Source organism: Exiguobacterium sp. s130 (assembly GCF_018619055.1).
Classification (GTDB): domain Bacteria; phylum Bacillota; class Bacilli; order Exiguobacteriales; family Exiguobacteriaceae; genus Exiguobacterium_A.
In genome coordinates this window covers 18,282-45,007 of the sequence record NZ_JACSNI010000002.1, presented here as the reverse complement: position 1 = coordinate 45,007, position 26,726 = coordinate 18,282, and the positions used below count along the sequence as shown (strand labels likewise).

Here is a 26,726-nt window from a genome sequence, read left to right as displayed (position 1 = left end):
ATAACGAAAGAATACTGTAACGATTCATAAGCCCTCCTCCACTACAAACACAGCTTAGCGTCTTACCGTCTGAAGATTGAAGTATTCCGATAGCGGCACGATCCGCCCCTGTTCATGCCAGTTCCGATATGCTTCGAAAACACGTAAGACGTCCCCGTCATATCGCTCTTCGATGAGATGGTGGATTGCGAGAAAGCTTCGCCAATAATCAAACATGATACTCGACAGACTACCAGCATAGGAGGCACTCCCAAATTGATCAATCGAGCGCGCTCCATACTCCTCCTGAAAGAGCTCGACCAGCTCTGTCTCGATTGTCGTAATTCGCTTGAATGCTTCGTCCGACAACAAATTCTTTCGGGGCAGGTACTCACACATTCCCTCTTCGAACCAGATCCCGTCTGCTCTCTCATCGTCGAATTCATCAACGAACAAATCCAAGTGATGCGTCAGTTCATGACCAGCAATCGTCAAGACGTGATCTTCCGCGAGCGTTTCGTAGAATGCTCGAATATGCGGTACGTCCTTCCCGTCGAGTTGGGATAAAAATAACGTTCGCCACTCTGTAACATCTGGTGATATGTAGATCAAGTCCTTATTCGTAAATGCTGGAATCGGAATGTCCGAGAAGACGGTCGTCGCGAGTTCCGCTGACGTCCAAACAATTCCTTTCGGCACGTCGATCAGTTGATACGTCTCTTGTAAGATCATTTGATACTCGTCTAACCGTGCTTGAAAGCGATGCGTGACCGCTTCGTATTTGTCATAGTCCGTTTTTGTCTCAAACGCATGAATCTGTTTCATCATCGCTATATCCCCCATCCTTAAAAAAGCCTATTTCATTTTAACATATATTGGATAAACATAAAAAAACCACCTGACCCAGGTGGTTCGATGAATCATTCGTTTGCTATTAACACGACGACGTTACCGAATTTTTGTCCGGAGTCAACGTAACGATGGGCTTCGACGATCTCATCAAGAGAATAGATATGGTCGATGACGGCTTTAAATCGTCCCGCTTCAAACAGTTCATTTAAATAGTGTAGATGCTCTTTCCGTTCTTTCGCCACACCTTGCCCCGCGACAGATGTAAAGGCACCGTTTTGTTTGACGTGTCGTTTCGCTTTCGTCTTATTGATCTTTCCGGATGCATCGAAGACGGCATCGTACTTCAGCAACAATCCATCGTAACCGTCCTTTGTATAATCGATGACGTGATCGGCACCGAGCGCTTTGACCCGCTCCGTGTTTCGTCCACTACAGACAGCCGTCACCTGCAGCCCTTTTGCTTTGGCAATCTGAACGGCAGCCGTCCCGACAGCGCCCGACGCACCGTAAATCAAGATCGTCTTCATCTGATCGATTTGGAGTTTCCGGAAGAAATGAAGCGACGTCGTGCCACCGAACGGGAGACAGACCGCTTCCGTGTACGATGCGTGATGCGGCATTTTTGCAATGCAACGCTTCTCAGACACGCACGCATATTCGGCGTATCCACCGAAGCCAAATCCCGTCAAGGCATGGACACGGTCTCCGACTTGAAACTGTTTGACGTCCTGACCGACTTCGACGACTTCACCGGCAAGAACAGCGCCAAGGATCGGTTGTCGCGGTCGTTTGAAGCCGACAGCCAGACGCATCGGAAGTTTCCCTAACAGCGGGACATCGAGCGAACGCATGCGACGATCTCCGGAATGGACGGCAGATGCATGTACTTTAATCAGTAGATCGTTTGATTTTGGAACCGGACGAGGTACCTCTGTGATGTGCAAGACGTCCGGGGATCCGTAGCGGGTACAGATGGCTGCCTTCATCATAATTCCTCCTCTGATCGAGATGATGGTATTCCCTTAATCATACGCCGATTTCAATCCGAATTCCTGTTGTTTTGGAGTAAGAAAGTTTTTTAAATTCGCGTCAATCAGTATCAAAACTGGTAAAATTTATCTAATAATACGTTTTTATCTAACCTTACTAACTGACGAAAGTAGGTGCCTGGTTCATGCCGACGCGTCGTTGGCTTTTCGCTTTTATTCTATTCCTTTGTATGCCGCTTGGTTCCTGTACACACGAGAACGATGCACGTGTTGTCGAAGAGATTACAGGGGACACGTTATTCGTCGCTCCGAGTGAACAAAAACCGGACGAACAGTATGCTTTGACAAAGATTCGCGTCACAACGGATACGATCGTGTATGGCAAAACAGATAACACGGCTGACATTCAGACGGGTGACACGATTCAAGTGACGTTTAAAAAGGACTCAATTGTCGCGACTGAAATCTGTCGAGCAGACAACTGAATCAGAAGGGATTGTCCACAATGCGTCAAATACTTCGCCAACTACGCAATATTTTCATGATTGCCACTGCGATTTTTGGTTCATCCTATTTTTTTGAAAATAATATCGGAAATGATCTCATTGGTTTCTTGTATATCGGAATACTAGGTACGATTGGTTTTTGTATTACCACAGGACTACTCTGGTATCTCAAACGAAAAGAAACGCACGGTTTTTAGTCATCTCATCAAAGGAAAAATGTTCGATTATGACCTCTTATACTAAAAAATCATACCTCACCCAGTTAAGAGTACTCTTCTTAGTGATGGGCATCCTAGCGATGATTAGTTCTGAATTCATGCCTCATTCTGTCGACGCAGCGACAAAGGAGTATACGTCTTACAAGAAGCTAAAACTCGGCATGACCGCGACAAACGTTGCAAAATCGCTCTACGGAAAATCGTATAGGAACTACATAAAGAAAGAGCATGGCGTCACAACACTCAAACAAAAAGCTGTATTACGAGAAATTGAAGATGACTATGCTTTGTACGCTTTTGCCTTTTATCCCTATGAAGTAACAGACGATCATTGGTTTAAGCAACGAATGCATCTGATTTTCAAGACGAAACAAAACGGTCACACCTTATACCTTGCGGAAAAGGAATACATCCCTAAAACACCGTCAAAGAAACGACTCTTACCAGGAAAGAAGATCAAGCCTGGCATGACAATAGCTGACGTCGATCGAATTCTTTCAGGTAAAGGACTTGGTGTCTTGACGCTTCATCATACAGAAGATTACTCGACGATTGGAGAAATCTATGCTGAGGGCACAGTCGTGTACCGAGAAAAACAGGCGACGCTTCTCTACTCGTACCGAAATCCAACAGGTGATGAATTAATGATCGTTACATTTAAATATGATTTCGATCAAAAGAGATATATTGCTCAAAAATAACGCAGGATACCAAATTTATCTTCACTTGAATTTTTCTATGCAAATAACCCCTCATTCCGCTCGAGGAACGAGGGGTTATTTACATGGAAATGCACGAATATTACAGAGCGTCATTTCTGCGCTTTTCTTTTCTAATCATTCTTAAGCAGGATAACAGGATCATCTGGCCGTCTGTCGTCACCGGGAAAAAATTAAATACATTTGATAAACATAAAATTTTAACTAAGACCCATCCACCGCCATCTCCTTCTATCCAAATACCGAACGAAAATAAAATCGCAGGTGCAGAAGCAGCAATGATTAAATTTTGCCAGTCATTCTGATTATTCTCATAGCGGACGATTGGCGTTAAAAATCGATCGAGTTTCACTGTCGGTCGCCGTCGAAACACCCATGCGAACAATAAATGGATCATTTCGTGTATCGCTACGACAATGAAAATCAGAAGAATATAGCTGATAAGATGCAGAACTGTCTCAGCTGTCATGACGCGCTAACGTTCGCCGCTTCTGTAAGAAGACACCAAACAATGTGAATAAAACGATAAATACCAAATAGAGAACAAGCGCTTGAAGTGTCAACGCGAAGTGTGTATTTAATTCTTCTTTTGTCATTACCGTTGTAATTTTTAATCCTGTCATCGTCGTCACGACACTCGTTTCATTGATTTGAAACAATTCATAAATATAATCGACCAAAAAAATAATTGCCCACAAAACAGTACCAACACCAATTAATTTCGTGATTTTCATTTTGCCACCTCGTATTCTTTCTTTAAAATGAGATATAAAACACCAAGTAAGATCGCTAATGTCGGATACAATGCTCCATCGATACTGACGAGGACAGACAGTAAGACAATTAAAATGATCGTCAACACGGATGCAATCGTCTCATTGATATTACTTTGAGATTTCGGAAATAAAAATCCTGCAATTGTAGCCGCGAAAAAGATATTGATTCCATACATATATGGATTCAAACTGTTTGTCTCAATGATACCGACATATAGTGCAGGTGCCATCAAGATGATGGCGACAGCAAGGAGTGACATGAGTTCCATCAAGGGATGGATCCGGTACAGTCCGTACAACTTTCTAACTGCTAATGTTGCGTCTGCATATGTAATCGTCACTACTCCAAGTATCGGCAATAAGAACAACCAGAGTTGAAAAGTCCCCCCCCACCCGACTTGGTACCATGCTCCGATTGACATCACACCAAGTAATGCCCAAAAGTACAGAAAGTTTTTACTTCGGATGATGGCAGGCATAGTAGTCGCTAAACCAATATTGAAAGCAGGCAATCCTAACTTGAAGTAATTCTGCCGGACATACAAATGGTTTCGAGCAAAGAAAACTGCATGAAGAGTATAGGCAATCGTGCCAACGACAAGACTCGCCATCAACATAACTAGCGTGATCGTTAAAATCGAATACGGTAACGTACTAACCCATACATCAACCTGAAATCGTGTTTTTAATAAATGAAGTGTCACGAGACCCACTAATACTAGATCAAGAATGAAACTGAAAATAGTACGCTTCATACCTGATAAACGATGCAATACTGCAGCACGGAGACAATCCAATAACCAAAAGCTGCTGATGAATACAGTATGGAGTGTTATTAAAACAAGCAGTGCCGTTCCTAAGCGCATAGGAATTAGTTTCAGTGCTGGTGCAACGATGATCATCAGTAATTCAAAAAAGACTAGGGCAACAGAGAGTTTAAATAACCGTTGGCTGATATTAACTTCTCTTTCTGAGAATGGAAGTGTCTTCGCAAAAAATAAAGAGTTCCGATTCAATGAGACGGTTCCATTAATTAAAATGAACATAAAAGTACCTAAAATAAAGACGACATTAAAATAACTACTGAGTGTCATCTTCCCTGCCAGCAAGCGTGTTGTTTCATTTGCTTCCACTGCATTATTTGATAGGGTGGAGAGCTGAACCATATTCAGATAAAAGTATCCAAGATAGATGCCAATTAGAAGAATACCTAACCCGTACCGATTCATCCGACTTTTAAAAAAAGGACGATTGAAAAGTCCATGAAACGTATCATTATAGAAGAATTTCAGTAGACATAAAATGTTTGCTGACGATGTCGAGCTTTTCACGTAAGACCTCCTCTTGTTTAATAACATCCGTCAATTCCTCTGGAGTTCCTTCAAAATTGACAAGTGAACCTTGTCTCATAAGTCGTATATCTTCTGGAAAACGATCAATCGTATTTCGTTCATGAGAGACGATAATCACTTTTTTCGTCGTGCTGACTGCTGCAAACAGTTCCTGAACGAGCAAAGACGTATCAAAATCAAGGCCGCCGAAAATTTCATCAGCAATTATATAGTCAGTATTGGCAGCAATGGCTGCGACAATTTGAATTTTTTTCTTCATACCAAAGGAATACGACTCAATGGTTTTATTTTGACCGTCCGCCAAATCGAGTAAGTCTATTAAAAGAGGAGCTTTATCCTCTTCACTTGTCTCATATCGACTTAAAACGAACTGTACATATTCCTTACCAGTCATGTATCCTGGTAAATAAAAGTCAGAAGGAAGATAGAAAAATTTAGATTTGTATGCCTGACTACCAGGTGTAATACCATCAATTCGAATGCCGCCACCGTCAGCTTCTAGCAAATTCGTCAACATATTCAGTAGTGTCGTCTTTCCACTGCCATTTGTTCCAACTATGACAGAGACACCCGTTGAAGAAAATGATGCTGATAACGCATCGATAACGCGATTCTTTTTAAATGATTTTGTCAAACCATCGATTTCAATCATGTTTCTACCTCCTGAAAGAAGCGGGAGCTCTACGAGCCCCCGCCAGTTAAGTACGTTACGAGGCTTTACAGCCAATTCCCATTTGCCAGAACTTTGGCCAGTTTAATTTCACGTTTCCATTAAAGCTATAACCTCGGCTTGTGCAATAGAACGCATATGCAAATACTCCTACTAAAATGACAAGAGCGAAAACCATCCAGAACCATTTGTTTTCGATCATGTTGAAGAACTTTTCTTCCAAAGATAATTGATACGACACGAACATAGCAGACATCCGAACTCCTCCTTTCTCTGTCAAGATAGAAAGTCATTCACTCTGATGAAACATGGCATTAGTTCTTGAAAGAGAAAATTAAAACTTTCTTCCACTTGATCGTAACAAATATTCCAAAATCAGGAACCCGCCCTATAGACTCAAATCAACCATGTTGTATTCATGACTTTCTTATCAAGGGATTTCTCAATACTAGTACTTTATTGACTTGTTTTATTGATATCTGATAAAAACCGCCCAAAAAAATTAAGGATTTTTCACAGTTGATGGAGTAAATATAATAAAAGATTTTTCTAATGATCACTTACTGTACAACTTATTTATTTCTAGAAAATTTGAGCGCAAAAAAAGGATCGACCATAATGTCGAACCTTTTTTCTGGCGATTAATACGAAACGACCTCTCCGCCTGTCAAATTGATATGTCCTTCACCCCATGCGCACATCGCGTCAAGAATCGGCTTCAGCGACCAGCCGTACTCGGATAACGAGTAGACGACTTTCGGTGGGACTTGTTCAAAGACCGTCCGGATGATGACACCGTCTTCTTCTAACTCCCGTAATTGTTGCGTCAGCATCTTTTGCGTGATCGTCGGCATCAGCTTACGGAGCTCACTCGTCCGACGCTCACCTTTGATCAAATGACACATGATGACGACCTTCCACTTTCCACCGATGACTTCTAGTGTTGCTTCGACCGGGATATTGTATGCCATATATGATCCATCCTTTCGAGATTCCGTTGAGAACATAGGCACTTTTTAGTGCCTATCGTACTTGAAAGTGCGTACTTCCCAAGCGGATTGGCTGGCTATATGATAGCAATTGTCAACGGAAAGTACAATCTCCTTTTAGACCTTGCATCTAAAAGAACGAGTAGGGTACTTTTTAGTGCCTATCGCACTTTAAAGTACGTACTTCCCGAAAGGAACAACCCCCATTATGCTGGGGTCATGTCAATCGGATCATGTTTGGTCGGGCCCACCGGACACGATCCCTACTGAAATCATTTTAGGAGGAATCCCCATGAATCAATTAAATCAACAGGTACAGGAGGAACAGGCTCCAAGAAACGGCGGACTTGCCCTACTTGCCTTAGCAATCAGCGCCTTTGGGATCGGTACGACGGAATTCGTTCCTGTCGGACTGCTCGCAGCGATTGCTGGTGACTTAAATATCGGTATCACACTCGCTGGTCTCATCATCTCTGGTTACGCAATTGGCGTTGCTGTCGGAGCACCTATTTTGACGGCACTGACGAACCGGATGAACCGGAAAACGTTACTGATGGCATTGATGGTCGTCTTCATCGCCGGTAACCTGATCTCCGCGATCTCACCGACATTTGAATTGTTGATCGTCGCCCGTTTCATCACGGCGTTCTCGCACGGTGTCTTCTTCTCGATTGGTGCGACGATTGCCGTCCAGCTCGTACCGGAGCATAAAAAAGCAAGTGCCATCGCCTTGATGTTTACCGGTCTGACGGTCGCGACCGTCACGGGTGTCCCGCTTGGTACATTCATTGGTCAATCGTTCGGCTGGCGCGCGACGTTCTTCGCGGTTGCTGCACTCGGAATCATTGCGATCATCGCAAGCTTCTTCTTGATTCCAAAAGACTTGAAACAATCACCACCTGCGAAGTTCTCCGACATGTTCAAATTGTTGACGAACGGACGCTTGATGCTCGGCTTCTTGATCACTGCCCTCGGTTACGGTGGGACGTTCGTCGCGTTTACCTATTTAACGCCAATCATGCAGGACGTCACGAAAATCAGTCCGAGCTTAATCAGTATCATTCTGCTCGTCTACGGAATCGCGGTTGCAATCGGGAACACGGTCGGCGGAAAACTCGCGAATGGTAACCCGATTAAAGCATTGTTCTATATGTTCATCATCCATGCCATTGTCATGATTGCCCTCTCATTCATGATTCCGTTCAAGGTCGCTGGCATCATCGGGATCATCTTAATGGGACTTCTTGCCTTCATGAACGTCCCTGGACTCCAACTCTATATCGTCCAGTTGGCTGAAAAATACGTCCCAGCAGCAGTCGATGTCGCCTCTGCCTTAAATATTGCAGCCTTCAATATCGGAATCGCACTTGGGGCAACGATCGGTGGTCTCGTCACCGATACGATCGGACTTGTCCACACGCCATGGGTCGGCGCTATCATGGTCATTCTTGCCGTCATCTTGACTGGTTTCTCACGTCGTCTCGAACAGCAGTAAAAGAAGATTTTCATGTTTAACGATCGCATGAGTGTACGATGAGCTCGGCTACAATCATCGATACGCTCGCTCTGTATGTCGTACCGTATTCTTTACCACTCACGTAATCCGCCAAAGGCACTGTTCGCATGAGCAGTGCTTTTTTTGATTTTGTTCACAATTTCAAAAAAGAACACACTTACCTCTTTACTTTTGAGTTCTTATGAACTTATAATAAATTCATGATAACAAATTACTTCAAAGGAGGAAGCGCTGTTGACACTACTCATTGCTTTTCTAGCCATCGTTTTCATCATGCTCGCCCTTGACCTTGGAGTCTTTCATCGCAAGGCACATGAAGTTTCGCTTCGGGAGGCTTGGACGTGGACGTTCGTCTGGATCGCGATCGCTGTCGCCTTCGGAGGCTGGCTCTATATTGATCAAGGTAGCGCCGCTGCTGTCGAATATACGAGTGTGTACTTCATAGAGAAGGCTCTCGCGATTGATAACGTCTTCGTCTTCTCACTCGTCTTCGCGTACTTCGCAATTCCATTGAAATACCAGCACAAAGTCTTGTTCTGGGGTATTCTCGGTGCAATCTTCTTCCGCGTCATCTTCATCGTCGCTGGTGTTTCGCTACTTGAGAACTTCGCTTGGGTGTACTACATCTTCGGAGCGTTCCTCGTCTATACAGGTTGGATGATGTACAAGAACATCGGTCAAGAGACGTCGCTTGAAGACAACAAAACGATTCGTTGGTTAGAGAAACGTTTACCGATCACACAAGACATCTCGTCTGGTAAGTTCGCGAAACGGATTGATGGGAAGCTGTTATTCACGCCACTCTTAATCACACTGCTCTTCATCGAAGTATCAGATATCGTCTTCGCCGTCGACTCGGTCGCTGCAAGCTTCGCGTACTCACGTGATCCGTTCATCATCTTCTATGCGAACATCATGGCAATCCTTGGACTTCGTAGTCTCTACTTCGTCCTCGCGAACTTGATTGATCGTTTCTACTACTTGAAACACGGTTTAAGCTTCATGCTCGTCTTCATCGGAGCGAAGATGATTTTCAGTGACGTCTACAAAATGCCAATCTGGATGTCGCTCGGTACGATCGTCCTCGTCATCTTGATCAGTGTCTTCTACAGCTTCTACAAGACGAAGCCAGGAAAATAATCAATATTAAAAAAAGTGGAAGAGATGATCATTTCATCTACTTCCACTTTTGTTTTATTTAATTATTTCTTTTACTTTTCGTTCATCTTCAATATATGGCTTCGTAAATGCCTTCAGCGCTTTCTCATTATCGTACACCGTAAAGTCTTTTCCATACCAATCACGGAGTTGTTGTTTCGTAAAATGATACGAAGCATCTTCGATCGTCATGTTGACTTGATCGACGTTCGGAATCAGTGTGAACAGTGCCGTCGCATTATAGATTGCCGTGCGATTACTTTTTTGCTCGACCTGTCCTTCTGTATATCCACCGTAACGCAACGTCAGTTGATACGGCTTTTCCTTTGTCGACAGTTCCATCTTCTTCAACTGATTACCGTGTGGTAGCTGTTGGACGATGTCTCGTACGCTACTATTATCTCCTAGATATGTACCTTGTTGCTCAAATAAATCGGTTTGCGTTGCTGCTGTTCCGCAACCACCGAGTATCAACATGCCGCTCGCTAAAATGATTGCACCAACTGTCTTTTTCATTTTTATTTCCCCCAATACGTTGACTCGTTCTCATCCTAATAAACGAATCAAGCAAAGAAAAGTTTCAAAATAAAGGAAATCAACGCTTTGATAAACTCGATGCCCTTTGTTTTAAGTAGAGTATGCTGTACCGAGTACCTCCACCTGTAGCAATCAAAAGCTTTATAATTTTAAAACGAGTGAACCCTTCATTGACGTACCCTTTTATCTTTTGAGTCAAAGTTGCTTCGGGAATCCAATCGATCGTATATCCGATGCTAAAGGATAAAAGCAAACTGAGGAATAAATAAGTGATGACAAAACTAAGAATAAATCTTTTGATGATCATGTTATCCCCTCTTTTTCTAAATGTAATAAAATAACTTATTTTTATATAATAAGTAAATAAATTAAGAAATATCTAAAACAACAACCTATTTACCTATATTTTGTTAATTACTATGTTACTCTATTACTATTCGAAAAGTTCGAAAATCTAGCTGTACCTATTCATGGAGGTCTTAGATGCTACAACTGTCTAACTTACTCATTCTGCTTCTTTTATTCGTTTTACTGACAACCGGACTCGTTTTTTCTTTATTTTGGATCATCAAAAAAATCAAATCGTAATCACGACAACCCGGTCTCTCAAAGGAGAGAAGCCGGGTTGTTGTTCGTTTCATAGAGTTGTTGGATACGATTCACGATGTCGTTCGCCGTTCCCGGTACAGGTGGCATCCAAAGCCCTGTCACTGGACCGTAGACGACGGGATTGATTGCCACTTCGTAACCCCCATACGGATGTTCTTCCGCAGTTGGCAAATAACCGATGTAACCGTTCGTATAGCCCCCAAAAAAAGCGAGTTCCGTTTGACGGATTTGCTTTATCTGTAGCGCTGTCTCACAGAACGGCTCCATCGGAATGCCTGAGAACGACCCTTCGTTTAGTTCAAACAATTGAACTTCGAGCGGGATGGTGAGTGTTGCTCCCGATCGTTCCTGAACGTATGCCAACCATCGTGCTGCACTGACGCCCCATGTCTGTTCAGCGTAAGTTGCCATGTCTTGTAATTTGTTCATCTTTGGTATTTCTGTTAAGCGCATCGGATGAATCACCGACTGAATCCGGTGGTGCGTTAACGGTTGAAACGATACGTCTGGAATCGTCGTTAAGACGTGTCCACTTAGAGCAAACGCCATCTTCTGTAGACTTGCTAGGTCACCGCGATATTTCGCATTGACGTTTCCCGTCGCCCCCTGGACGATCACGACCGGGCAGCCGAGTGCCTGTTCAAGTAGCGTTCGAGCGACACCCGGATATTCACCGGATAAGACGACACTGTCTGATTTCAAGACGTTCGGATGCGCTGTACAGAAAACGAAGGCTCCGATGAGACCCGCATCATCGGCACGGCGAACCAACAGGGTCCCGATTCGGTCATCCGTCACACCAAGCGGATTCGTCCCCATCACCGCGTGACCATTCCTTTTCTCCCGTCGGTTGACGCCGAGTTGTCCAGACGTCACACCCCAACCCATCTCGACCGGTTGCATCGCTTCGCTTGCGTTGACGGCAGATACAATCGCTTGTTGCGTCAAGATCGTTTTATAGGCGACGGTCAACGGTTCGTCTCCCGCTGTCGCTGGTCCCGAATGCGTATGCGTGTAAACGACTGTGATCTGTTCCTTCGACACGTCTAGCTGACCCGCGATTCCTTCACGGATGACATCCGTATCGGCGACGAGCATGCCGATGTTATCGATGCTGACGAAGACCGATGTCGTCTGCTCGCTTTCAAAGATACTCGCTGTGACATATAGCGGATCGTGTATGCTTGCAATACCGACTTCTCGGTGATAACCGATGAAGGCGGCACCGAGCGGCGGATTGATTTCTTCCCGATGAATTCCAAAACGACTCATGTCTGACGTTCCCCCTTGAATAACATACCACTTCTTCCATATACTAACATTAACTACAGTAGAGGAGGAGATGCAGATGGCGATTCGTTGGAAGGAAGAGATGCTTCAGTTCGAGACGCTTCGTGAAGCAGAAGTCTGGGCGGAGTCGATCACGAACGAGATCCATGGTCGGTCAATCACCGGTTATTGCACCCCTGACTTTAAAGTTGCGACGATTCTTACTTTTTATTTAGCGGAAAACTCAGATTATCGTGTACGTTCGGCAACGGTCCACCTCGATCAAGAGATCTATTATCAAGTCTGGGTCGAGATAATTGATTCACTCTGACTTCATGAATTGTTCCAAGACGATTTCCTGAAACGCTCGCGCTACAGGTGAACCCCACTTTGACTGTTTCGTGAGCAGATGGGCATACATCGGACAGGATTTAAAACGAATGGAACAACAGAAACCTGTGACCTGTTTTGCCGATAGTCCGTTGTTAAATGGTCGACATGGAGTAACATACAAAAACGGGAAAGAGGTTATGTCATGAAAAGAATCGTTTTCTTATGCGCTCTCTCAATTATAACTGTATGGCCGTTAGCTGCTTGTAGTAATGAAGTGAAAATGCAACATACAAGTGAAAAACCGACAGCACTAGACGCATTAGGAGAAGATTCTACTGCTGACATTTTTCAACTAAATGATACGATCTACAAATCAGATGTAACATGGGCAGAGAAAACAGAAGTCACTCAGAAGAAAAAAGTCGGAGAAATCAAGAAAATGAGTTCTGATCAATACGATTTTGATAATGGAATTGCTACGAAGCTCTCAAAGGGTACCGTCATATACTCTACGAAAGAAAGGAATGAAATTCTTTTGGTGAGTTTTAAAGGGAAATTAAAAAAATACGTTGCTTTAGGAGAAGGTTAAAAGGATTACAACTTGTAGAAACCCCTTATTTCAATCACGAAACGAGGGTTGTCTATAAGAAAAGGCATCCTCAACTGGGATGCCTTTTCTTATTAAGATAATAGCGAATCTGATCAGCCGTTAACGACTTTTTCTGCTACTTCCTCATTCATCGATTGACGATTAATCGAGAGGTGTTCGCCTTCTTTCAACCGTTTTCGATATTCTGCTGTCGCAGTGAATAAGACATCTGTTGACGAGTTGAGTGCTGTCTCAAACGAATCTTGTAACACACTGACTAGAACACCCGCTGCTACGACTTGCATCGCGATATCATTCGGAATCCCGAATAAGCTACATGCGAGCGGAATCAAGAGGAGCGAACCGCCAGCGACACCGGATGCGCCACATGCACAAACGGCAGCGAGAACACTCAAGATGATGGCTGTCGGAAGGTCGACTGGGATACCGAGCGTATGAACCGCTGCTAACGTTAAGACGGAAATCGTGATGGCCGCTCCCGCCATATTGATCGTGGCACCGAGCGGAATCGAGATCCCGTACGTCTCTTTATTGAGGTCAAGTTTCTTACATAATTCCATGTTGACTGGAATGTTTGCAGCTGAGCTTCGTGTGAAGAAAGCGGTAATCCCACTCTCCCGGATACATTTGAAGACGAGTGGATATGGATTCTGACGAACGTTGATGAACACGATGAGAGGATTAACAATGAGTGCTACGACAAGCATCGTGCCAATCAATACCAATAATAAATTCCCGTAATCGAGCAATGAAGAAAGACCGTTTTCCGTAACAGAGCCAATGACGATTCCCATGATACCAAGAGGAGCAAGTTTGATGACCCATCCGACCATTTTCGCAATGGCGTCAGAAAAATTCGAGATAAATGTCTTCGTCGTATCAGACGCATTTTTTAAAGCGATTCCTAACACGATCGCCCAAGTCAGAATGCCAATGTAGTTCGCTTGTATGAGCGCATTGACTGGATTATCGACCATATTCAAGACGAGTTTTTGAAGAACTTCAACCGTGTTCCCCGGAGCAGCCAATTGTTCCGCACCTTCTGTCAATCGAATGTTCACTGGGAAAAGGAAACTGACAATGACCGCAATGGCTCCCGCTAAGAACGTCCCGAGCAGATACAAGAAAATGATTGATTTCATATTCGTTTGCTGACCTTTTTTGTGTTGCACAATCGAAGCCATAACTAGGAAAAAGACCAAAATCGGCGCGACTGCCTTTAGTGAGGAAACAAATAATGTTCCAAAGATGGTCAAAGAACTCGCTACTTCAGGAATCGTGACGGCTAAAACAATCCCTACGATCAAGCCAATCGCGATTTGTTTCACTAAACTGATTTGGTTCCACATCTTCAACAATTTCATACGTTCCCCTCCAGGCTTACAAAAAATAAGTTATTTAGAATTCGAAAAACGATGACTTCTCTCTTCTACTCAAAAGGATGAATAGTCTAGTCATTCACTTTTCTAAAAATTCTCGCAGTTTGTTGTGTTCTATTTTTGCATAAATCGTGTGAAATAAAAACTAGTTTTTTGCAAAAAATATGATTCCTTTTCCTGGATGTTAAATGAGAATACGAATGCAATCGATTGCATAATTACAAAAAAAAGTAGGAAACGGATCATACTGTCTCCTACTTCATTATGTTAACTAAATCTTTATGTATGAGCGTTAACTGACCTTCCTTTACTCCTCATGAGACAGTTGATTTTTTGCGTTTGACAATCAAAAGAACAACAAGTAATAAAATCTCAAGAATCAAAAATATCTCCACAAAGGAATAAACACCAAATGTGTCTCGCGCTTGCGTAATGATGATGACGAGTGCACCAATCGCCCAGACAAGTAAGGTCAATTCTAAATATATTGATCATTTGATATGACATCCATAAGTTCCTTACAGTAGACTGACTAAAATGATTTAAGTGATACCTATATTTTACAGCATCAAAAAGTCTTCCAGTCTTCCGAAAGTTAAGTGAATACGTTTTTAGAGATCTAAGTCATCCGGATAGTCCTTCATTTTCCTAACCCGACTACTTTCCTTCTGACCGATGTGATCAGTCTCTTTCAAGCGGTGCTGTACGACTAGAAGAACCAATACAATTGCTGATATCACAAAGATCGTCGCATAATACGGTTGAGCAAATCGTTCCAACTCAATCGCAGATAAAACCTGTAAAATCGTCAATCCAGCAAGCATCCCGTGGAAATATCTCTGATAGTTGCGCGGTATTCCGGCTTGTCCAAACGTCTCATACCAGACGAATAAGCCGAGTCCGAACGCGAGTCCGTTTATGATCGGTGAAGGCAGGAAAAACAGGAGGATTCCGAGACCAAGCATCCACGAGGCATAACGAATAGCTGGCTTGAAGAAAGCAGGATCGAGCGTCGGATCTTCTTCCTCGATGACAGGCGTTGCTTTTTCCTCTTCGGTCAACAGTCTAAAACCAAGTGCTTCTTTCTCTTCCGCTAACTCGAGCATCCGCTTTTTCATTCCGAAATAGAACGGAAAACGTTCTTTGACGACCTCCCCTTCATCCGTTTGACCATCCGCTTGTTCTTGCACGGATACCTGATACAGCGTGCGCCCCATCCGGTAACTGACCCAGTAGTCGGTCGTTTGACCATTATTACGCTTGAGTTCAATCACCTTCGTTTGTTGATTCGTCATGATATGTGATTCCTTTCGTCGCAAGTTCCTGTAATTGTTCTGACGCATACAACAGGAGAATGAATCCTGAGATGAGACAGACTGCTCCGTTAATCGAGAGATTGATCGGTGATAAATAGTGTTTCGATGAGCCGGCTAATGCGAACAAAAAAAGTGCTCCTGACCATCGATACATGCGAACATGCGCGGATTTCCCTTCGAGATGCATCGGCCAGAAAAGCATCAGAACGACGAGTGTTATGTATCCAAAATCGGTAAGATATCGGTCAGCGTCAGTAATCCACTTAATAAGACGAGTAAAGCGCTTAAAATAAGCAACTATATGATGCGTCGGTCGGCTCGACAATCTATCGCTTTAGACAGAGCAAACGGAGAACGGGTGTAGCCATCGTTTAATTTTTCACGTATCCATGCTTTTTTCTGACGATACGCGAGGAACGAGTTTTGGAAAACGATCCGCTTCGTTGCGGACTCTTCATTTCTTTCCATCATATCCTCGCTATCGATCGCCTGCAACACCTTCCCGGCAGAATAAAGTACACCCTTTTTGGTGAAAGACGATGTGATACACACGATCGTCGACTTGTTTTAGTAATTGAACCATGATTTGTGCTCCCTTTATCTTGCTTTCTACATTCCTATAGGTCTCACCATGCTGCGCTTACCACGTATAATATGAACAGTCCACCTAAGACACAGACGTAACCGTAATGTCTGACGGTCAACGAACAAAATAGGATGACGCCAATTGACAAAATGATACAGATGCTTAAACAAATCTGTACCTTGATCTTTCTTCAATTTAAAACACTTTTTGTTTTCTTGTAACCGATACGGGCAGCATTTGGATGCATATCCTGTTTTCGCAAACGAGGAGAATGTAAGGAATTATCATGATCATCACCTTACTAAACATGGTCAAATCGAAGATGAATGACTATATTTCCTTTAATTTGAACATAATTTCATTCACTTTTTTAGATTCAATCGTGCTCATTTAGGATGTTTACAAGGCGAATCTCAGCACTTCAAAGAATCATTATTTAGGATTGTCACCCAATCCTATGTACTAAAACCTTAATGTGTATTACGATGTATTACAAAGGAGCTGATAATCATGAGTACCATTTCCGTACGTCTGGATGATCAAGATACACGACTTATCAAGGAATATGCGAAGGCAAAGAACATCACGATTTCTACACTTGTTCGTGATGCCGTCCTCGACCGTATCGAAAACGAAATCGATTTACAACTCTATCATGATTCGATGGCAGCACACCGTAAAAAATCAGAAGCGATATCTTTCGACGACATGATGAAGGAACTTGATTTAGAATGACAGCTTATAATGTAGAATTCGAGCGTGGGGCTCAAAAATCTCTCAAGAAGATGGACCCACAACAAGCGCGGATCATCATGTCCTGGATCAAGAAGAACCTTGTCGGGACGGATGATCCGCGTCGTCATGGGAAAGGACTCGTCTCGAATCGCTCGGGCGAATGGCGGTATCGCATCGGCGACTATCGTCTGATTGCTGACATTCAAGATGAAAAAGTCGTGATTTTGATTCTCAAGATCGGGCATCGTCGTGATATCTATAAATAAGACAGGTAGAACTCACATCTGAGGAAATATGTGAGTTTTCATTTTTTGTTTTTAAAACGACCGTTATGTATACAAAAATGATTTTTCTTTCACAATAAATGAATCGAATGGATCGATTTCAATATCAAAGTCTATAAACGCATCTTTTTATCAATGTATTTTTAATAGTCCTTTTATGAATAAAAAAGATAAATAACTTCGGTCATACTTTTCAAAAAGTGCGACAAAAAGGATCAACGTATAGATACCATCGAGTATCTGAACGTTGATCCTTTTTCAATTATCCATCTAATCGTTGTTCAGCCATTTTATAAATTTCATCTTTATCCCGTTTACCGATCGCTACAATTTGAATGATCTGGAGTTTACCCTCTACTTCTCTAAAAACAACGCGTAATCCCATTTTTCTATTTTTTAACTTATTGCAATGCGACAAATTTCCACTGAGTGGCTGTCCTGCCGCCATTCCTATAGAAATGATACGGTTCAATGCTTTGTCTACGAATATCTTTTGACTACCATCAAGGTTATCGTAATCTTCTTTCGAATACTGCGTCCACTCAAGTTGATACAATGATCACTCCCACCCATCCATTTCATCAATAGTCGTAGGGTGAGTTACCTGTTCTCCACGGACTTCTGAATCAGTATAAGTGCGGACATTTTTATTAGATAGTCGCATCTCAACAGTCAAATCATCTAATCGACTGTACAATTCTTCAATTTCTTTATTGAGTGATTCGTATTGCTGTTGCGTCAACATGACGCCTGCAACTTTTTCACGGTTAAAAACATATACGCCGGCCGCTTCACGATCTGCTTTTTGGAAAGCTTCCATAGGAGACCGTTTCACGTCAGATATAGAAGTGGTTGGAATATCAAGTATTCGCATTCCCATCATTATGCCCTCCTCTTATTTTTCTTTAGTATACACCTTTTAAAAGACTTTTAAAAGACTTTTAAACATTCCTTTTGATTCTTGTACTATCTATGGTTAACCCCTATTTTTGCAATAAAACCCCAAAAAACAATAGGGTTCTCATTTACTGAGTTCCCTATTGCTTGTTAGACGCTATTTTATTTATATACAGCAATCTGAATTACGTTGAATATAAGTTTACAATACAAACACCAGTTGATTATTTCTACTATAAATTCATTGCTATTTTCGAGTATTCGTTAATTCGTAATCAAAAGATTATTCAATGACCTTTAATTTTACATCTGCTTGAGTCTCTAATACATCTCCATCTTCCCCAAAGAATGTATAAGAGTTTACTCCATCCACACCGAGAATCGTGTTCACTTTCAAGTCTCCATCCATAGAATTAACTGTAAAATTCGACCCTTCTCCAATACTTTCAACACGGTATCGATTGACTGGCACATCATCACCGATGATATATTGACCAGGGCTCAGTGTAATGGGCTTACGCTTTGCGTAGATGACTTCAAAAGTTAAATCACTAAGAACATCTTCTTTCTTACTAATTTTTTCTTCGAGTGACTTGTTCTTGTCTTTTGTTTTCTCATAATCTTTTTTAATGGCATCACGCTGTTTCACTAAATCTAATATGTCTTTATTCTCTTCTTTAAGAGCGTTATTTTTCTCTCGCAACTCATCACTATAGAGAGCGCCATCCTCGATTTCAGTCTGTGCACTATACGTTCCAAAGAGTGATCCGATAAAGAAAATAAAGACAACAATGATCGGAAGTATGACATACTTCTTAAATTTTTGTTCCACTTGCTAATCTCCCATCCTACCTAATTCATGTTAAGAAAAGAAATTCAAATAAAAATCCCAATTTCTAGACTGAAATAATTTAACAATACTTTTTTAAAATAGTCAATAACTATCATTTAAATCCAATTTACGTTATTAGAGTCTTTATATATGATTATGGTAATTTATTTTAATCATGCTTCTAACGCTCCGTGTCCTTCGTCGCAAGGAACAGGAACGTAGAGATGCCTCGCGCAAGCGAGTCGCAGCTCTCGTTATCGATTCGGCAGAAGGGCAGCGGTGCGATGAGGATGTCGCTGCGTGCAGCCTACAGCCTCACGCATGAGCCCGAAAATTCTTCTTCTGTTGTACATCCAGTAGAAAGAGCATCACTACCTATCTACAAGAGGATCGATTCACTTCAATCAGCTATCTCTCCTCGAACCTTCGTACACTCCACTACTGTCTCACTACTGCATCCTCCATAACACCCTTCTACATAGAACAGACCAGATGTACGTTCTCACCCGCAGTGGATCATCCATCCACTGCGGGTCTCTCATTGCCCTTGGATTCGGGACGAATCCATTCCTTACTCGCTTGCGCTCTCTCAAAAGAAAAACGACGTCGTTTTTCGTCCATGCTCTTGCGCGCGCGGACAGGACGGAGGTATCCCGTCCGTCTACGCTCTATCGTCTCTTTACAGCACACCTTGTGCTTTCAAGCTGACGTATTCGTCTCCGGCACCGACGATGATGTGGTCAAGAAGCTGAATACCGACGATGCGTCCGACCTCGACGAGCCGTTCGGTCACCTCGATATCTTCCCTCGATGGATGCGGGTCACCGCTCGGATGCTGATGGCTGACGATGAGCGACGTCGCATTGTTGAGGATGGCGGACTTAAAGATTTCTCGAGGATGGACGACACTCGAGTTGATGCTACCGACGTGTGCCCGATGGACGGCAATGACGCGGTTCTTCGTATTGAGTAAAATGACGAGGAACACCTCACGGTCATCGTCCTGGATGAAGCGTCTCGCGACACAGAACGCGTCCTCTGGGGACGTGATGTGTGTCGTCTCGAGCGCGACGTCCGGTTCACGGACCTCTTGGCGGATACGGGTGATTTCAACGAGTGTAGTCAGTTTCAAGGAAAAGCTCCTTTCGCGAGTGGGATGCAGTCCGACACGGTGCCGTCCTGTTGACGGGAACGTAGCGAGCGTCGCGAGACGGCGCAAGGGTGACCGCAGGGAAAGATCAAAAAAAGCGGACAGCGCACCGGGACGAAGGCTTCCGAAGCCCGCGAGCGAAAAGCTTTGCTTTGAGCCAAAACGCGGAGGAAGACAAGGAACGGCAGCGGCTTTTTTTGATGACCCTTGCGCCGACGAGGAGCGAGCTAGAGTACGGAAACAGGACGGCTTGCGGTCTCTTTCCATCAGACAGAGCGGGGCCGCTCTGTTCCATGCTTTTATCTATGGGATCCTATCTGATTGAAAAAAAGAACACACCCTAACTCATGAAGTGAGATAGGGTGTGTTCATACACAAAAAAGAAAAAATATACCAAACTTCTATTAAATTCTTAATGTTTTCGCATTGATAGCGACGATGACCGTACTCAAACTCATCAAAACTGCTCCAATCGCTGGTGAAAGAATAATGCCGTATGGTGCTAAAATACCTGCAGCTAAAGGAATCGTAATGATATTGTAACCAGCTGCCCACCATAGATTCTGAATCATTTTATTATATGTTTTTTGCGATAGTTCGATGACAGATAAGACGTCCTTTGGATTACTTTTGACAAGGACAATATCAGCCGTTTCTACAGCTACATCTGTTCCACTACCAATCGCAATCCCTACATCCGCTTGTGCGAGAGCTGGTGCATCGTTAATTCCATCCCCTACCATCCCTACTTTTTTTCCTTCTGCTTGCACCTGTCTCACTTGACGTGACTTATCATCCGGTAATACTTCTGCGTACACTTGATCGATCTCAAGTTGGGAAGCGACCCACGAAGCGACTTTTTGATTATCCCCAGTCAGCATGATGGATTGAATCCCTTTCTCCTTTAATTCCTGTACAGTCTTCTTAGCTTCCTCGCGAACGAGGTCGGCAAGGGCGATCATACCGATTAATTCTGTGTCCTTTAAGACAAAGACGACCGTTTTCCCTTCTTCAGACAAATCTTCGAATGTCACTTCGTCGATTTCGAGTTGTTTGTCCCGTACGTATCGCGGACTAACGACGCGGACTTGCTTTCCTTCGACTGTTCCTTCCAATCCTATGCCTGTCATCGATCCAAATCCTGCGACCGATGGTAAATCAAGCTTTCGTCTTTGAACTTCAGTCAAGATCCCGCGAGCAAGTGGATGTTGCGACGACTGTTCGATGGCTCCTGCGAGTCGTAATACTTCTTCCTCACTTATACCTGTACTTGCCATCACATCCGTTACTCCAAAATTACCTTGCGTTAAAGTACCAGTCTTATCAAAGATAACCGCATCTAGTTTTCGTGCCTCTTCGAATTGTGTTCGATTTCGAATCAAAAGACCTCTTTTAGCGGAAAGTGCTGTAGAAACGGATACGACAAGAGGGGCTGCTAAACCAAGAGCGTGTGGACAAGAGATAACCATAACCGTTACCATGCGCTCGATTGCTGTACTAACCGAATATCCAAGTACAATCCAAATCACGAAAGTCAGAACACCTGCTCCCACCGCGAGATAAAAAAGAATTTTTGCTGCTCGATCAGCTAAGTTTTGAGTCCGTGATTTGGAAGATTGCGCTTCACTTACTAAGCCGATGACTTTTGAAAGGTAGGTGCCTTCACCAGTACCTGTCGTCTCGACTGTCAGACCACCTTCTTGATTGATAGAGCCAGCAATCACGGTGTCATTCTCCTGTTTATCTACCGGAAGTGATTCACCGGTAAGCATTGATTCGTCAATCGTTGTTGTTCCTTCGACGATTTTTCCGTCTACCGGTACCTGTTCTCCCGGCTTGATCCGAATGAGATCTCCTGCCTCTAATTCATTGACCGGCACCTCTTCAACCTTCCCATCCTTCACTCGATGCGCCACACTCGGAAGTAACTTTACTAATTCCTGCAACGCATTTGAGGCACCCATGATTGATTTCATTTCAATCCAATGCCCTAATAACATGATGTCGATCAAGGTCGCTAACTCCCAAAAGAAATCATGTCCTTGTCCGAAACCGAATATGATAGCGACACTATAGAAATAGGCTACACTAATCGCTAATGCAATCAACATCATCATTCCAGGATTTTTTTGGCGTATTTCATTAATACTACCTTTTAGGAAGGGCCATCCACCGTAGAAGTAGACAATTGTGGATAGCAAAAGCAAAACAACGTCGTCATATGGAAAGCTAATGTTGATACCCGACCATTCTTGAATCATTTTGGAAAGTAGCAGGATTGGAATGGTCAACATTAACGATACGAGAAATCTTTTCTTGAAGTCTCCGATCATTCCTTCATGTTCATGATGTGAAGCACTCATTTGTTGGTCTTCATGATGAGTATGTTCGTGATGGATATGGTGATTCATAAGAAAACCTCCTTTTAAGTACTATATACCTGTATGGTGTATATAGAGAGATCATGACTATATAGAGCTACATCTCGTTTTTACTTCCAGTTAAACTTATATATATAAATATAAAATGTATTTTGACACACTAAAAAATAAAAATTATCATACAAGTATAGGATATATTTTAAAAAATGAGACCATTTGTTTGAATAGGACTATTTAGCGCCAAAATCACAAGTACTGAAACTTTAAAAAGAATTAAAGGACAAGTTCGAGGTAGACATCAAATGATTGATGACAATTCATGAATTAACTGAACTGATGAAGACTATGGTCAAATGAACGAATAGGTACTATCGTGAACAGACAAATGAGCTAATACAAAAAACGCAATTAAAAAGCTTTGTTTTATACACCTACAAAATTATCTCTAAGGAGAATCCAATCGTGAAACTTAACATACTCTTAAAAAGCGTAAGTCTTATTAGCCTATCCCTGATTGCGGTCGGCTGTGCTCAATCCCCGATGAAGTCTTCTACTCCCAATCATTCAAAGGAGGTAGATCATGCGAAACATATGAGCGGTGACAAGATTGAAGAAACATCATCATCGTTGATACTTCCCACGTTTTTAAAAACCCAACCTGAAGATGTACGAAATGTTTATCAAGCTGTAGGGAAAAATCGTAAACTACTAGAGAAAATACCTTGCTATTGCGGTTGCGGTGAAACAGTCAATCATAAAAATAATTATGATTGCTTTATAGAAGAAAACGCGACGAATGGATCTGTGAAATGGACAAGTCACGGAACGACATGCAGCACCTGTCTCGAGATTGCTGTAAAGTCTATTTTGAAGCAACGGGACGGAGAATCGGTTAAAGATATTCGTTCTGCAATCGATTCTTCATATAAAGATGGATACTCGAAGCCGACACCGACTCCCTTATGATTTTTATGATGACACTTTTGCTCCTATAGTAAGAGTGTCATTTCGTTTCATTCTCACTCCAACGATATCCTCTCCCCCAAATTGTTTTCAGATGCCTATCGATCGGGTAATCTAACTCTCTTAACTTTTCTCTAATCATCTTAATATGAGAATCAACTGTCCTCGGATCCGATTCTGACGTATAAGACCAAACGAATTCATAAAGCTCTAGTCTGTTGAAAAGCCTTCCAGGATGTTGAAGGAATAGTCGCAGTAATGCATGTGCTTTTGGTGTAAAGTCAATCGACTTGCCATCTAGTAAAATTAAATTGTTGCTCTCATCGAACGTAAGTCCGTGGTAGATAACGGGTTCTTTTGCTTTCCTTCTCATGACAGACCGAACTCTTGCTAAAAGTACGTCCCCGTTAAACGGCTTTGTGACATAATCTGTAGCTCCAGCATCTAGTCCTTTGACGATGGATTCAGCATCATTTAGAGCCGTTATCATGATGATAGGGACTTCCGGGTGAGAATCCGTTATTTTCTTACATACTTCGAATCCATCGTACATTGGCATCATTACATCCAATAAAATCAAATCGAAGGTTTCTTTTTTCACTTTCTCTAAAGCTTCGATCCCATCATTCGCCATACTACATTCATATCCTATTGGTTCTAGATAGAGTCTTAATAATTGCCTCATTCTTATTTCATCATCAACAATTAATATTTTATCCATCCTAGTCACCACCTCTTACATTAAAATTTTTTAATAATAAATGATTGTTAGTCTATTTCCTCATAAATTTCACGAACTTTCTATATAATCAATTCAACCTATAGAATGGAGTTGATTTTCATGAAAGTGTTTATGAAGAGTTTGATCGTTATCCTCTATGTATCCTTATTTTCTCTCACCATACTACTGGTCTATAAGGGTTATGAACTTTTTCATAACTAAGTATCTTAGTGCTTATAAATGAAAGAGCATCAGCTTTTTAGCTCATACCTTTTTCGGCATGGCGACATAGATGCTCCTTCATTTTTAACACTTCGCTTTAAGCAATTAATTTACGACAGACTTTTGCACATTCATTACAGGCCTCAGCGCACTTTTTACAATGATCATGATCATGTTTCGAACATTCGTCGGCACATCTTTCACAAATTTCAACACAGCTTCTTGCAAGAACATCAATATTGCTGCTGTTTCGAGAAATAGCTTGTACTAAAAGACTACAAATTTCAGAACAATCTCTGTCTAGACGTATACACTCTGCCATCGAAGAAACATGATGTTCACTCAAACACGCATCAAAGCATTCATTACAAGTCACTATACAGTTGTGTAGGGCACCTAAGATTTCTTGTTGTCCAGTATTCATTCTAAAATACCTCCATTTTCCGTCTTTTTTGACTTACACAAAGTCTATTTCCTTAGTTTGTGAAGAAAAGATGAAAACATTCACCTATTTTTTAGTCCACTTTCAACTGACCCATCATTCCGTTCTCTTCATGTTCAAGGATATGGCAATGGTACATGAATACCCCTTTTTCCTTGAAAGTCATCTGAATCTTAACTCGTTCATCTGGTTTTATAGCGATAGTGTCTTTTAGACCTGCTTCTTGATTATCCAGTTTCTGTCCGTTTCGCTCTAATACTTTGAATTGGACTCCATGAATGTGGAAGGGATGAGTCATTCCACCCATCATGTCTTTTTTATTATAGACCTCCCAAATTTCGGTTTCTCCTTGTTTCGCTTTAATATCGATTCTCTTCTCATCAAACTTTTTCCCATTGATTTCAACATTTTTGCCCATCCCGAAAAGAGTTAACTTTTGATTCACTGTAGACAAGGTCTTTAGCGGCTTTTCATATTCACTTTTCGGCGCCATTGCACTTAGGTTCGTCCCTTGTTTATCCTTCAGCTTGAAGTTAACGACCCTTACTCCATTCGTCTCAAATGAAACAGTCTCACCAATTTTTCTTTTTGAAAAGTCTACCAATACCTCTATACGTTCGCCTGGACTTAATTCAATTTTCTTTACGTTTTTCGGTTTTGAGATGTAACCACCATCATCAGCAATTTTTTTTAAGGATGAACCGTCAGATAGCTTCACTACGTAGTTACGTGCATTGGAGCCATTTATCAATCTGACTCTAAGTTGCGAATATTTTACGTTGAAATATGGATTAATCGTACCGTTTACGAGGAGGGTATCGCCTAAAGCCCCATCTGTTTTTTCTACATCAGCATATCCAAGGACATTCCTGTTTTTAACTTTTCGATCTTGAAGAATTAATGGAATATCATTTTCACCATATTTTTGAGGTAGCATGGTCTCTTTAGTTTTTTCATCTTTTACGTACAACAATCCTGCTAACCCCTTGTATACTTGTTCAGCAGTTTTCCCCATTGGATGTGGATGAAACCACAATGTCGATTCATCTTGCTTCACTTTAAACTTTACTACCTTCGTTTCACCAGCTTTCACGACTTGATGTGGTCCGCCATCTACGGATGATGGTACAACAAGACCGTGCCAATGGAATGTAGTCGCTTCTGATAAGCGATTCACCGTACGGATTGTTACCATTTTTCCTTTTTTCAATTCCACTACAGGACCTAAATAATTTCCGTTATATCCTAGAGTTTCAGTTTTTTTACTATCTCGGAAGAACTGTGTCTCCCCTTGTTTAGCGACAATCGTGTATTGAATGGAATTCTTGGTTTCACGATCGGATTTTAGCATCTTAGGGATGTTCAATCGTCGCTCTTTTTCTTCAGTTGATTTTAAATCGACACTCGCGCCATGTCCCATACCTTCCATCATAGTCTGATTTGTAGTAGTGTTCCCTCCATTCATCATAGATTTCATGTGCTGTTTGTTATTTGGCATAGTACCTCGGATAAAAAGTAAATACGAACCGCCCACTATAATCATGAGAGTAAAGATACCGATAGTTGCGATTAACCATCTTTTCTTCACATGGATCATTCCCTTCAATTAATTATTATCTTTAACTTAAAGAATGATTGTGAAAAAAATATGTCTTTCCACCCATGAATTTTATAGTTTTTTTCAATGTGTTACTTTTCTGCTCTCTGCAATGTTTCTGCAAATTTATGTGATAGAG

Annotated in this window: 29 protein-coding genes; 9 read left to right on the top strand and 20 right to left on the bottom strand. The window is 42.1% G+C overall.

What is annotated here, in order from left to right; all coding sequences use genetic code 11:
• Window positions 1–54 precede the first annotated feature (54 nt).
• Window positions 55–807, bottom strand: coding sequence for a collagenase (locus HZS85_RS03905; RefSeq protein WP_251137834.1), 753 nt, complete (start codon window positions 805–807; stop codon window positions 55–57).
• Between the two features lie 92 nt (window positions 808–899).
• Entirely contained in the window at window positions 900–1,817 is a 918-nt protein-coding gene (locus tag HZS85_RS03900) for an NAD(P)-dependent alcohol dehydrogenase (RefSeq protein WP_214853351.1), read from the bottom strand.
• Window positions 1,818–2,005: 188 nt separating this feature from the next.
• Between HZS85_RS03900 and HZS85_RS03895 the strand changes: the two genes are divergently transcribed.
• Window positions 2,006–2,305: a hypothetical protein gene (locus tag HZS85_RS03895; protein WP_214853348.1), complete on the top strand. Its 300-nt coding sequence runs from the start codon at window positions 2,006–2,008 to the stop codon at window positions 2,303–2,305.
• Between the two features lie 319 nt (window positions 2,306–2,624).
• Complete coding sequence (locus HZS85_RS03890; RefSeq protein WP_214853345.1) at window positions 2,625–3,245, top strand: hypothetical protein; 621 nt, start codon at window positions 2,625–2,627, stop codon at window positions 3,243–3,245.
• Between the two features lie 100 nt (window positions 3,246–3,345).
• Here the strand turns inward: HZS85_RS03890 and HZS85_RS03885 are convergent, their stop codons facing one another.
• From HZS85_RS03885 to HZS85_RS03865, 5 genes are all read right to left on the bottom strand, one after another.
• A complete protein-coding gene (locus HZS85_RS03885; RefSeq protein WP_214853342.1) occupies window positions 3,346–3,732 on the bottom strand; it encodes a metalloprotease family protein in 387 nt (128 codons plus the stop codon).
• Window positions 3,722–3,997 (bottom strand): hypothetical protein, encoded by a 276-nt coding sequence (locus HZS85_RS03880; RefSeq protein WP_035408250.1) that lies wholly within the window; start codon window positions 3,995–3,997, stop codon window positions 3,722–3,724. Before HZS85_RS03880 ends, HZS85_RS03885 begins: the two co-directional genes overlap by 11 nt.
• Window positions 3,994–5,370: a hypothetical protein gene (locus tag HZS85_RS03875; RefSeq protein WP_353048858.1), complete on the bottom strand. Its 1,377-nt coding sequence runs from the start codon at window positions 5,368–5,370 to the stop codon at window positions 3,994–3,996. The genes HZS85_RS03880 and HZS85_RS03875 overlap by 4 nt, the downstream gene beginning before the upstream one ends.
• The gene (locus HZS85_RS03870) at window positions 5,315–6,043 is read right to left on the bottom strand and encodes an ATP-binding cassette domain-containing protein (RefSeq protein ID WP_214853336.1); all 729 of its coding nucleotides are present in this window, start codon (window positions 6,041–6,043) and stop codon (window positions 5,315–5,317) included. Before HZS85_RS03870 ends, HZS85_RS03875 begins: the two co-directional genes overlap by 56 nt.
• 659 nt (window positions 6,044–6,702) lie before the next feature.
• Window positions 6,703–7,032, bottom strand: a complete 330-nt coding sequence (locus HZS85_RS03865; RefSeq protein ID WP_214853334.1) for a winged helix-turn-helix transcriptional regulator — start codon at window positions 7,030–7,032, stop codon at window positions 6,703–6,705.
• Window positions 7,033–7,342: 310 nt separating this feature from the next.
• On the opposite strand from HZS85_RS03865, the gene HZS85_RS03860 reads away from it, so the two are divergent.
• Together HZS85_RS03860 and HZS85_RS03855 are read left to right on the top strand one after the other, a co-directional pair.
• Window positions 7,343–8,545: an MFS transporter gene (locus HZS85_RS03860; RefSeq protein ID WP_035408260.1), complete on the top strand. Its 1,203-nt coding sequence runs from the start codon at window positions 7,343–7,345 to the stop codon at window positions 8,543–8,545.
• Window positions 8,546–8,800: 255 nt separating this feature from the next.
• Entirely contained in the window at window positions 8,801–9,706 is a 906-nt protein-coding gene (locus HZS85_RS03855; RefSeq protein ID WP_214853331.1) for a TerC family protein, read from the top strand.
• A gap of 54 nt (window positions 9,707–9,760) precedes the next feature.
• Here the strand turns inward: HZS85_RS03855 and HZS85_RS03850 are convergent, their stop codons facing one another.
• Window positions 9,761–10,240, bottom strand: coding sequence for a DUF4825 domain-containing protein (locus HZS85_RS03850; protein ID WP_214853328.1), 480 nt, complete (start codon window positions 10,238–10,240; stop codon window positions 9,761–9,763).
• Window positions 10,241–10,867: 627 nt separating this feature from the next.
• On the bottom strand, window positions 10,868–12,142 hold the full coding sequence (locus HZS85_RS03845) for an alkaline ceramidase (RefSeq protein ID WP_214853325.1): 1,275 nt from the start codon (window positions 12,140–12,142) through the stop codon (window positions 10,868–10,870).
• 76 nt (window positions 12,143–12,218) lie between these two features.
• On the opposite strand from HZS85_RS03845, the gene HZS85_RS03840 reads away from it, so the two are divergent.
• Both HZS85_RS03840 and HZS85_RS03835 read left to right on the top strand, forming a co-directional pair.
• Window positions 12,219–12,470 (top strand): hypothetical protein, encoded by a 252-nt coding sequence (locus HZS85_RS03840; protein ID WP_214853322.1) that lies wholly within the window; start codon window positions 12,219–12,221, stop codon window positions 12,468–12,470.
• 204 nt (window positions 12,471–12,674) lie between these two features.
• On the top strand, window positions 12,675–13,061 hold the full coding sequence (locus HZS85_RS03835) for a hypothetical protein (protein ID WP_214853320.1): 387 nt from the start codon (window positions 12,675–12,677) through the stop codon (window positions 13,059–13,061).
• Between the two features lie 113 nt (window positions 13,062–13,174).
• Here HZS85_RS03835 and sstT read toward each other — a convergent pair whose 3' ends face one another.
• The 3 genes from sstT to HZS85_RS16710 all read right to left on the bottom strand — a co-directional run bounded on the left by sstT (window position 13,175) and on the right by HZS85_RS16710 (window position 15,904).
• Entirely contained in the window at window positions 13,175–14,446 is a 1,272-nt protein-coding gene (gene sstT / locus HZS85_RS03830; protein WP_214853317.1) for a serine/threonine transporter SstT, read from the bottom strand.
• A gap of 626 nt (window positions 14,447–15,072) precedes the next feature.
• Entirely contained in the window at window positions 15,073–15,756 is a 684-nt protein-coding gene (locus HZS85_RS03825; RefSeq protein ID WP_214853313.1) for a hypothetical protein, read from the bottom strand.
• On the bottom strand, window positions 15,728–15,904 hold the full coding sequence (locus HZS85_RS16710; RefSeq protein ID WP_251137833.1) for a hypothetical protein: 177 nt from the start codon (window positions 15,902–15,904) through the stop codon (window positions 15,728–15,730). The genes HZS85_RS03825 and HZS85_RS16710 overlap by 29 nt, the downstream gene beginning before the upstream one ends.
• Before the next feature lie 969 nt (window positions 15,905–16,873).
• Here HZS85_RS16710 and relB point away from each other — a divergent pair.
• Window positions 16,874–17,098, top strand: a complete 225-nt coding sequence (gene relB / locus HZS85_RS03815) for a type II toxin-antitoxin system RelB family antitoxin (RefSeq protein ID WP_214853310.1) — start codon at window positions 16,874–16,876, stop codon at window positions 17,096–17,098.
• A complete protein-coding gene (locus HZS85_RS03810) occupies window positions 17,095–17,364 on the top strand; it encodes a type II toxin-antitoxin system RelE family toxin (protein ID WP_214853298.1) in 270 nt (89 codons plus the stop codon). The genes relB and HZS85_RS03810 overlap by 4 nt, the downstream gene beginning before the upstream one ends.
• Before the next feature lie 280 nt (window positions 17,365–17,644).
• Here the strand turns inward: HZS85_RS03810 and HZS85_RS03805 are convergent, their stop codons facing one another.
• The 5 genes from HZS85_RS03805 to HZS85_RS03785 form a co-directional block, all read right to left on the bottom strand.
• The gene (locus HZS85_RS03805; protein ID WP_053451888.1) at window positions 17,645–17,938 is read right to left on the bottom strand and encodes a type II toxin-antitoxin system RelE family toxin; all 294 of its coding nucleotides are present in this window, start codon (window positions 17,936–17,938) and stop codon (window positions 17,645–17,647) included.
• A gap of 3 nt (window positions 17,939–17,941) precedes the next feature.
• Window positions 17,942–18,265, bottom strand: coding sequence for a hypothetical protein (locus HZS85_RS03800; protein ID WP_235504808.1), 324 nt, complete (start codon window positions 18,263–18,265; stop codon window positions 17,942–17,944).
• A gap of 297 nt (window positions 18,266–18,562) precedes the next feature.
• Window positions 18,563–19,111 carry a hypothetical protein gene (locus tag HZS85_RS03795; RefSeq protein ID WP_214853296.1) on the bottom strand — a complete coding sequence of 183 codons (549 nt, stop codon included), beginning with the start codon at window positions 19,109–19,111 and terminating at the stop codon, window positions 18,563–18,565.
• Window positions 19,112–19,790: 679 nt separating this feature from the next.
• Window positions 19,791–20,243 carry a JAB domain-containing protein gene (locus tag HZS85_RS03790; RefSeq protein WP_034786403.1) on the bottom strand — a complete coding sequence of 151 codons (453 nt, stop codon included), beginning with the start codon at window positions 20,241–20,243 and terminating at the stop codon, window positions 19,791–19,793.
• Window positions 20,244–20,665: 422 nt separating this feature from the next.
• Window positions 20,666–22,672: a heavy metal translocating P-type ATPase gene (locus HZS85_RS03785; RefSeq protein ID WP_050678840.1), complete on the bottom strand. Its 2,007-nt coding sequence runs from the start codon at window positions 22,670–22,672 to the stop codon at window positions 20,666–20,668.
• 432 nt (window positions 22,673–23,104) lie between these two features.
• Here HZS85_RS03785 and HZS85_RS03780 point away from each other — a divergent pair, with 432 nt between their 5' ends.
• Window positions 23,105–23,608: a PCYCGC motif-containing (lipo)protein gene (locus HZS85_RS03780; RefSeq protein WP_029343432.1), complete on the top strand. Its 504-nt coding sequence runs from the start codon at window positions 23,105–23,107 to the stop codon at window positions 23,606–23,608.
• A 37-nt stretch (window positions 23,609–23,645) separates the two neighbouring features.
• Here HZS85_RS03780 and HZS85_RS03775 read toward each other — a convergent pair whose 3' ends face one another.
• The 3 genes from HZS85_RS03775 to HZS85_RS03765 all read right to left on the bottom strand — a co-directional run bounded on the left by HZS85_RS03775 (window position 23,646) and on the right by HZS85_RS03765 (window position 26,578).
• Window positions 23,646–24,326, bottom strand: a complete 681-nt coding sequence (locus HZS85_RS03775; protein WP_050678842.1) for a response regulator transcription factor — start codon at window positions 24,324–24,326, stop codon at window positions 23,646–23,648.
• A gap of 319 nt (window positions 24,327–24,645) precedes the next feature.
• The gene (locus HZS85_RS03770; protein ID WP_071908772.1) at window positions 24,646–24,972 is read right to left on the bottom strand and encodes a four-helix bundle copper-binding protein; all 327 of its coding nucleotides are present in this window, start codon (window positions 24,970–24,972) and stop codon (window positions 24,646–24,648) included.
• Between the two features lie 91 nt (window positions 24,973–25,063).
• Window positions 25,064–26,578 (bottom strand): multicopper oxidase family protein, encoded by a 1,515-nt coding sequence (locus tag HZS85_RS03765; protein WP_214853294.1) that lies wholly within the window; start codon window positions 26,576–26,578, stop codon window positions 25,064–25,066.
• Window positions 26,579–26,726: the final 148 nt, after the last annotated feature.